The 7,617-nt window shown below is 59.5% G+C and carries 9 protein-coding genes and 1 pseudogene; all 10 read right to left on the bottom strand.

All coding sequences use genetic code 11. The annotated features are described in order from the left end of the window. Nucleotides 1–50 precede the first annotated feature (50 nt). On the bottom strand, nt 51–1,058 hold the full coding sequence (locus V3587_RS28095) for a squalene cyclase (protein WP_283377494.1): 1,008 nt from the start codon (nt 1,056–1,058) through the stop codon (nt 51–53). Nucleotides 1,059–1,150: 92 nt separating this feature from the next. Further along, nucleotides 1,151–1,846: an Imm52 family immunity protein gene (locus V3587_RS28090; RefSeq protein WP_283377495.1), complete on the bottom strand. Its 696-nt coding sequence runs from the start codon at nt 1,844–1,846 to the stop codon at nt 1,151–1,153. Further along, nucleotides 1,843–2,019 (bottom strand): hypothetical protein, encoded by a 177-nt coding sequence (locus V3587_RS28085; RefSeq protein WP_155277918.1) that lies wholly within the window; start codon nt 2,017–2,019, stop codon nt 1,843–1,845. Before V3587_RS28085 ends, V3587_RS28090 begins: the two co-directional genes overlap by 4 nt. A 43-nt stretch (nt 2,020–2,062) precedes the next feature. Next, entirely contained in the window at nt 2,063–2,482 is a 420-nt protein-coding gene (locus V3587_RS28080) for a hypothetical protein (protein WP_030535789.1), read from the bottom strand. A gap of 60 nt (nt 2,483–2,542) precedes the next feature. Continuing rightward, nucleotides 2,543–3,361, bottom strand: coding sequence for a hypothetical protein (locus tag V3587_RS28075; protein ID WP_161121247.1), 819 nt, complete (start codon nt 3,359–3,361; stop codon nt 2,543–2,545). 132 nt (nt 3,362–3,493) lie between these two features. Then, the gene (locus V3587_RS28070; RefSeq protein WP_161121246.1) at nt 3,494–4,240 is read right to left on the bottom strand and encodes a hypothetical protein; all 747 of its coding nucleotides are present in this window, start codon (nt 4,238–4,240) and stop codon (nt 3,494–3,496) included. Between the two features lie 17 nt (nt 4,241–4,257). Next, on the bottom strand, nt 4,258–4,809 hold the full coding sequence (locus tag V3587_RS28065) for a hypothetical protein (protein WP_128637879.1): 552 nt from the start codon (nt 4,807–4,809) through the stop codon (nt 4,258–4,260). Beyond that, nucleotides 4,760–4,912, bottom strand: a pseudogene (locus tag V3587_RS30735) (HNH endonuclease signature motif containing protein); the annotation flags it as partial. The gene V3587_RS28065 and the pseudogene V3587_RS30735, both read right to left, overlap by 50 nt. A 432-nt stretch (nt 4,913–5,344) precedes the next feature. Then, nucleotides 5,345–6,118, bottom strand: coding sequence for a hypothetical protein (locus tag V3587_RS28060; protein WP_228232371.1), 774 nt, complete (start codon nt 6,116–6,118; stop codon nt 5,345–5,347). A 3-nt stretch (nt 6,119–6,121) separates the two neighbouring features. Beyond that, the coding region (locus V3587_RS28055; RefSeq protein WP_317829780.1) for a Tox-REase-5 domain-containing protein at nt 6,122–7,617 on the bottom strand (1,496 nt) is incomplete at its 5' end.

Here is a 7,617-nt window from a genome sequence, read left to right as displayed (position 1 = left end):
AAAACCAAAGGCGCAACTCGCATACAAGCAAGTATCGCAAATCCAACTGTCTAATTATTTATCCCACGCCGCACTAGAGGGGAGGATTGATCCCACCAGGCGAGCACTCGGATGCCGGACAAAGTCAGCCACTTCGACGGCTCCCCCGCCTTTGTGTCGACCTCGAACCACACCCGCCCCGGTTGGCGACCGGCCTGGAGCCACGTCCCATCCGAGGCTCGAGCGGCCCGGATCATCTCGATCGAGTCCGCCATTCGCGGATCAGGCTCATTTCCATACGACAACGACGCTTCACGGAAGTAGTCGGCCGCATTGAGCACGTTGTAACGCCACCGGAATGGATACGCGAACCGTCCGACCCAGGGCCCCAGCGGTTCGCCGGTCGAGAGTCGCCGGAACAGACCGCGCCGCAGTAAGAATTCCTCACCGGATCGCCGAGCCGCGCGCGTCTCATCTGTTCCCCCGGTCGCGATCTCGTACGCGAGAAGCCCTTTGAGTGAATTGAGCGTCGAATGGAACGACGATCGGGTCGAACCTTCGATCCACTCACAGTTCCACCCACCATCCGGAAGTTGATGCCGCACAAACCAATCAGCCAGTTCATCAACGGGCATGCCGAGCCAAACACCGTTTGCCACCGTCCAGGCGTTGATGCAGCAATCGACCTCACCGTCCCAGTACGGCCGGCCCTCGTACTCCCAGCGACAGTTCTCCGCGAGCAGTTCTGCAGTACGACGCTCCCGCAGAACACTGGCGTCGAGGCCCCACTCACGCAAGGAGTTGAGCGTCCAAGTAGTTGCCGTCCAGGGTTGCGAACCTTCTTCTGCTGCTTCGGGTCCCACGAAGTCGAATTCTGCCGGGAAGAACGCCCCACCCGCCCATTGGCCGTCTCGATCCTGCAACGAAAGCAGGCGTGCACCAAATCCTTTGGTAGCGATCGACGCACGCGTCGCCGCCCACACAGTGGGCGCTTCGTTCAGCAGGTCGCGCTCCACCTGCCACCGAATCGCCGGATCCGAATCGAGGAGCCACGCGAGCAAGTCGGCTCGGGGTGCCATCTGGCAATACTATCGAAAGGCGAAGCAGGCCATCCGGTTAACACATTTCTCGACGTCTGATGCAATGGTGAACTCCGGACCCGTTGCGTGGCCTACACCGGATAACCCAACGCCGCCCGCACCGCCACGATGTCGGCGGCAGCGACCTGCATAGGCTTGTCCCCCAACCGAATCAACGTGCCAGTGGGCAGTTCCTCTACCACCGCAGATTGGGGCAGCGCGCTGCGATCGAACGTAACTCCTGAATGGAAGTATGATTCCCATCCCACCTCGACCTCAGCTTTCGACCGCTTCTGAAGATCTATGTAGTCGCCGATGCTCCACCGAGCTCGATCCGGTTTCCAATGCTTGACGATAACTTTCATGATCGCGTCTCCGATGTCAGGGCCGAGCAGCTGCCGGGTGCTGTCGGTGAGCTGCGTCTCCGTCGGCAACGACACCCGGACACTGTTGGGGGCGCTGGTTTCTAAGCCGCCGACCCCGGCGATAATCCGCCGCGCGGTCCCGTCCTCGGGCGACAAACCGATGCTGTACCCCGGTCCGGGGGTGTCCGAATACCCCATCTCCTTCGAGCGGGAATGCTCGAAGATTTTCACCAACCCGTCCACACTGAGATCCGCGGGGCCTTTGTCCAGTTTTTTGGTGTACACCCACGGCAACGCCAACTCCGGGTCGACCGCTTCCAGATCATCGAGGAAAGCCCGCATCGTCTGCGCCACCTCCTGACTCGACTGCACCCGCGTGCCCCAATATCCGGCTACCGTCGGCCGCCGCCCGAACATGCTCATCGCCCCGTCCTTTCCAATCCGACCTGATCTCCATAGCCCGACACTGCGCGCACTGCCACGATGTCGGCGGCATGGACGTGCATAGGCTTGTCTCCCAACCGGATCAACGTGTCAGTGGGTAGTTCCTCGATCACGGCGGCTTGGGGGAGCGCGCTGCGCTCAAGGCATGCCATCACATAGTTTCACCACGGCAAAGCATATGTAGGGCAAGTTGGTTCAGCCGAGCCATTCGGAGATGGTGGCGTTGTCGATGCCGCCACCGAAAGAGTGGAACACCAACAACGCTTGCCCCGACATCACCAGGCGGCCGTCCTCGGTGAGGCCGATATCGAGCATCCCCGCTTGCCCATGCACCTGACACCACACGAAGTCGGGAACCCGCAACAACCCCGACGCCGGGTCCGTATCGAGGTCCGCCGGATGAAGGGACACTTCACCGAAGACGTTGTCCTCGAACGCTTCCGCGGTCTCACGGTCCACCAACACCAGCGGGCCGGCACCGATCAGTCCGTCGGTAGGTTGCCGGGTCAACACGAAGTGCGCCCTCTCCACGGTCGGCGGCGAGGTTGCGGTATCGACAACTGTGCGATCCCCGACAAACCCTGGCTGTTCCGGGACGACGACCCAGTGGTCCATTGATTTCTCCTCTTGAAGTGTTGTGGTCGAAGTAAATTCGAGATTCTTGTACTCACATGGCTAGCCGTTGCCCAGGTCTTCGAGAACGTCGGCGAACACCGCCGGTAGCGCGCAGTGCTCACGTACCGTGGCACGTCGATGCTCGTCGAGCCACCGCAGTGTCCTCTCTCGATCACCGGCAGCAGCGACCTCACGAAACTGTTCCCAGAACATGACAAGTGGACCTGCCGGGTCGGCAGCCCGGCCGCGGAAGTATTCAATCGCGTTGTCGATAACCTCGAGCGGTGAACCGGTGTCAGTGATCACACGCAGCCCCGCCAAGATTGTCCAGCGTGCTGGACCCGACTGATTGCGCTCAAGGTACTGCTTCTCACGGAGTGGGGTGAGTGCCTCCACCGATCGTGCGTCGAACAGCTCGGATGCTGGCCCCTCAGCCCACCAGATCACTAGCTCGGCAGCGGAGACGGTATCAAAGATATCAATCTGGCGGCCATGGTAGTCGTGTCCGCTATGCCTGCTGTCGTAGTGGTCCTGCCACTCAGTGAGTGTTCCGGGATCGAGGGGTTCGATGAGTGGTAGGTGAGTAATCGTCAGTTTCTCACGGTTGGGAATCGGATCGATCCCGACGGTGTCGAAAAACCATCGCACCGGAGTGTGCAGCAGCTTGGCTCGCAACCCGCTCCCGATGATCGTCCAGTTCGGCCCGAGCTTCTTAACCGCCGCTCCCAACACCTTCTCCCACGCAGCGCCTCTCCCCTTTTTCGGAGTCAGGTCTGCGATCGCATCTATCGCCATCTCCCGCAACTGATCCCGGTCCATTCCCAGGGACTCCAGGACCTCAGTGACCGATTTCGGAGGCTTAGGCTTGTCATCGCTCATGTGCATGCTTGCCATAAAGGGCCATTCGTATTATTTGGTAGACGAAAAGGAGCGACTGTGCGCACCGCCAGCGGTTCTCCGACGCGGCGCGCGATCCATCCGATTCCACTCCCTCACGCCTACTTCCCTCGGCTACGAGTCCTCTGTATGGGAGATCACATCGGCAAACGCAGAATCCCGAAGCCCGTATGCATCCTTTACAGAACGACGTCGTTCTTCGTCCAGCCACTGCAAAGTCGCTAGTCGGTCTCTGTTTTCCGCGACCGCGCGAAATTGTCGCCAGAAACTTTGGACGTGGCCACCGACATCACGGCGAGCCAACTCCCAGAGGACGCTGTCGATGACCTCGATTGGCGAACCGGTGTCAGCTATCACCCGCAGTCCAGCCGAAATCATCCAATCCCGGCGTGGCTTTTCCTCGCGGTCGGCATAAGCCTGCTCGGCTGCAGCGACCAAGTCAGGAAGCGGCGGTGCAGCAAAGAACTTGGTGGACGGACCAAGCGCCCACCAGCGCACGATCTCCGCAGCACCGCGGGTATCGAAGATGTCCATCTGAACATTCGGTGGTGCAGAATCTGTGGGACCAGGTTGATATGAACTCTGCCGAAAGGTGATAGTGCCCGGCGTGAATTCTCTCATCAGGGGCGCATGACTGAAGGTCAGCTCTTCCCGATTCGGTTTGGGATCCAACCCAATGGAATTGAACCACCATCGCACTGGTAGATGGATCAACTCCGCCTGGGTGCCAGAGCGTGCCACAACCCACTCTGGGCCAAGGTTGCTCGCCGCAGCCTTCAACACCCGCTCCCATGCAGAACCGCGCCCCTTCCTCGGGGTCGCCATGGCCAAGCCATCGATTCCCTCGAGGATGGAAGCCAACTTCGCTCTCCGGTGTATCAAACGATCGAGCGCTGCCAGTGGCTTTCTCCAGGTAAATCACGATAACGCAGCAAGAAGTCGGAAATGTTCCGCCCCACGATAGGCCAGTCCTCACGTCCGTCGAGAGTTGAAGCTAACAGAACATTGAAGTCGTTTTTTCTTGTGTCGAATACAATGAAATCTGGCTCGACCACCATTGTGCCGATTATTATGTCACTCTTCAAGAAGCGCCCATCCTCGTCATCCCAGAATTCCAGCTCGCGTTCCGTAACTTCTCGAGCTTTGGGCGGAGAAAGGAGTGTTATTCCGTCCTTTCCTAAGCCCCTATCGTGGTGAAGTCTGCATTCTCTCGCGCTTCTCCATAAATCGAAGAGATCTCTCGGCAGGGTATCTAGGTTCCAATACTGAGACACCTCTTCAGCCTCTGCCGGCGGGTCGTATGTGTTGTAGACGTCGAATGATCGGCCTGGATGCGTCGGGACTAGGACCCGCTGGATGTCGGGATAGGACTCCAGCGCATCAGTTATAGATATCGGCATAAAATTCCCACCATCGAGTGAAGAGTGCATGTATAGAAGTGGGCAGGGGAACTAGATTCCAGAATTCATTCGTACCTCCGTACTTTCGGGGAAGTATGTGATGCACCTCCCAGCGCCTTCGACCGCGCCGGAATCTCCCACATCGACTGGATCGCCGAAGGGTTCGACGCCATAGACAAAGGCCGCAGCCGGCCGCCCGCCTTCGAAAACGGTATGGTCTCCGCTGACCGCCTCACTACCGACCCACGAATCATCCGCACAATTAGCCCCGGCCTACCTGGCAGTCCGGACATCATCCCTCAGTATCAAGCACTATCTGCGAGGGTTCCGGAATCGCGGGATCCGGGCGTGCAGGTTCATTCACGGACGGAACAGAGGGTTGATCATGCTCGGCAGGTGGAACGGTACCGTCGATGGCGGGTATGCCGCGCGGTGGCACTCCACCCGGAGCGTCGATCAGCTGGTGCGTAGCCGGATCGGGATCGCGGCGCGGTAATTGCGGGCAGGCTGGTCGGTCCGCGCCATCCCTACCTGCAGGCAGCCCCGAGTGCGCCCAACGTAGGGCTCACAGCCGTCTGAAACCTTTGGGTAGAGGAATCTCCGGTCGTTCGGTCGGCAGTCCTGCTGCTGCGCGGATGCTTCGGATGTCCTCGACGGTTACCGGCGTGGACAGATTCTTCTGGATGACGATTGTGCCGTCATGGTAGGGAAATGCCTCCACGCTGGGCGGGAGCTGCGTTTCCTTGATCGGCAACTCAGGACCGAAGTAGGTGCAACTGCCCACGATTGCGTCACCCGGTACGTTGCGCTGAGGCGATGATTCGGTTCGGCGGTAGAGCACGGTGACACGCGAGTCCCAGATGTCGGCTAGTCCCTGTACGAGCTTCGATGCCAGCGAAATCAGTGATTCGTCGGCAAAGGCACATGCGAATGCGCCGGACCCTGAGGTGCCCCCGAAACTAACAACGACTTTGACGTCTCCAGCGGGTGAATACAGGGTCATATGTCGTCCCAATGAGAGGGGATACATACCGCCGGTGGCATCAGGGGATCGTCTGCGCTCGATCAATGCGGCTTCGATCGATTTTTCCGTCGGAGGCACAAGGATCTGACGGATATTCGACGCCAAGGCTTGCTCGACTCCGGCACCGTCGGGGAGGGCATCGCCTACTGTTTGGTACAAGTCGACGTCGAAGACAGGATCGATGTCGCGAAGCAATCGTAGCGAACGTGCAACGAGCGCGGCCGTGACGGCCTCGCTTTCAGGCGCACCCTTTCGTGGAATGACCTTCACTGTCAAGCCCGCCGTAGGATTGCGGCGCAGTGATGATGTAGGCACTCTTCACTCCCCTCCAAATACGATGATGTTGATGTTCTCCAGCCCGATTACCTCGTCGAACGCATCCTCCATTATCTGCGCAGCTTGTTCTTGCAGAAACACCCATTGGAGGTGTGCATCGCTGCCCGCAAGAGCTATGGCTCGGACCTGTCGCTCAGCTTGCTCAAGCATGCCATCGACAATATTGTCGCGCATGAAGTCTGGTACATGCGGTCTGAACAGCATGTCGTAATTACCTTTGACCTCTTGAAGAATATTGAGTTCTCGGATCCAGTTGTCGATACTGATGCGCCCGGTTGGTCTGAAAGGCGCCGGAAGGTAGTAAGTGAACGCTGGGTCAACTCCGGTAACCAACTGCTGAAAAGCTGCGTTGGGTGTCAAATTGCCGTTCTGGTCGAACATCGACGCGATCTCTGATGGATAGGCGTTGTCCCAAATACCGTGACCGCCCTCAGGATCTCCGAGTATCGGAATACGACCTGCAGGAACGTCTGCGGGTTCACCGGTTTCGATTCCGCCAGGATCCGTCTGCGTGTTTGTAATCGGAAGCGATACGCCTGGTTCGCCAGAATCGGGCTGTAGCGGCGGGGTAGCGACAGTCGGCCGGTCTGTCGGACCTGGAATAACACCTGGCTGCTCGATCGTGCTCGGATCGGTGGCGAAGGGGTCGAATTCCGGTGGTCCGGGTTGCTGCGGAGCGCCGGGAGCATCCGGATTCACCGGCACATGACCGACATCGGGCAAAGTCGGCACACTCGGTTCCTCGACGTGACCTGGCGAGGGAGCCTTCGGTTCTGGGTTCGACCCCGGATCAGCAACCTCACCGGGCGAGGGTGATTCCCACTCGCCACGATCGGGATCGCCGGGCGAAGTGGGTTGCGAGGGTTCCGGAATCGTGGGATCCGGGCGTGCAGGTTCATTTACAGACGGAACAGAGGGCTGGTCATGCTCGGCAGGTGGAACGGTGCCGTCGATGACGGGTATGCCGCGCGGTGGCACTCCACCCGGCCGGGGAACACTCTGCGCCGGAACAGACGGTGCGCTGGTCGGGGGCCGGGTCGGTGTTGTCCGGTTCGAGACGATCAGGTCTTCGGCCCGGACTGCGCCAGCAATCAGACGCCCCCCACGCAATGGTGGGAGAACGAAGCTCATGATCTCGCCGGTGTAAGGCTGATCGAAAGCAACGCCCGGGTCCAGATAATGCGGGTCGCCGATCAGAACGGGTTCGCCGGTGCTCCAGTCGTACAGGTACAGAGTGGAGGTGTAGTTGTCGAAAACCCGATGCGGGCGACCCTGCTCGTCGTAGGTGACCTGCAGGTCGTGCTCTTCTCCCTGGGCGTCGGTGTACGTCCAACTCCACACGTTCGGCACTTTCGAGGCTGTGCCAGACCAGCTGGTTCCGTTTTCGTCCGTGAAGGAGGTGTCAGTGACGACAGGTTCGGTGGTGTAGTCCTGCCCGCCGATGTTCGAAGTGATCGGCTCCTGGGTTTGATTGGCGA

Source organism: Rhodococcus sp. IEGM 1306 (genome assembly GCF_036541985.1).
GTDB lineage: Bacteria > Actinomycetota > Actinomycetes > Mycobacteriales > Mycobacteriaceae > Rhodococcus_F > Rhodococcus_F qingshengii.
This window is presented reverse-complemented; position numbering and strand designations above follow the sequence as displayed.

What these genes read in the sequence shown, in the direction of transcription:
- V3587_RS28065 (WP_128637879.1), bottom strand. Translation starts at nt 4,809, where the DNA reads ATGCACTCTTCACTCGATGGTGGGAATTTTATGCCGATATCTATAACT.
- V3587_RS28090 (WP_283377495.1), bottom strand. Translation starts at nt 1,846, where the DNA reads ATGAGCATGTTCGGGCGGCGGCCGACGGTAGCCGGATATTGGGGCACG.
- V3587_RS28085 (WP_155277918.1), bottom strand. Translation starts at nt 2,019, where the DNA reads ATGGCATGCCTTGAGCGCAGCGCGCTCCCCCAAGCCGCCGTGATCGAG.
- V3587_RS28080 (WP_030535789.1), bottom strand. Translation starts at nt 2,482, where the DNA reads ATGGACCACTGGGTCGTCGTCCCGGAACAGCCAGGGTTTGTCGGGGAT.
- V3587_RS28075 (WP_161121247.1), bottom strand. Translation starts at nt 3,361, where the DNA reads ATGAGCGATGACAAGCCTAAGCCTCCGAAATCGGTCACTGAGGTCCTG.
- V3587_RS28095 (WP_283377494.1), bottom strand. Translation starts at nt 1,058, where the DNA reads ATGGCACCCCGAGCCGACTTGCTCGCGTGGCTCCTCGATTCGGATCCG.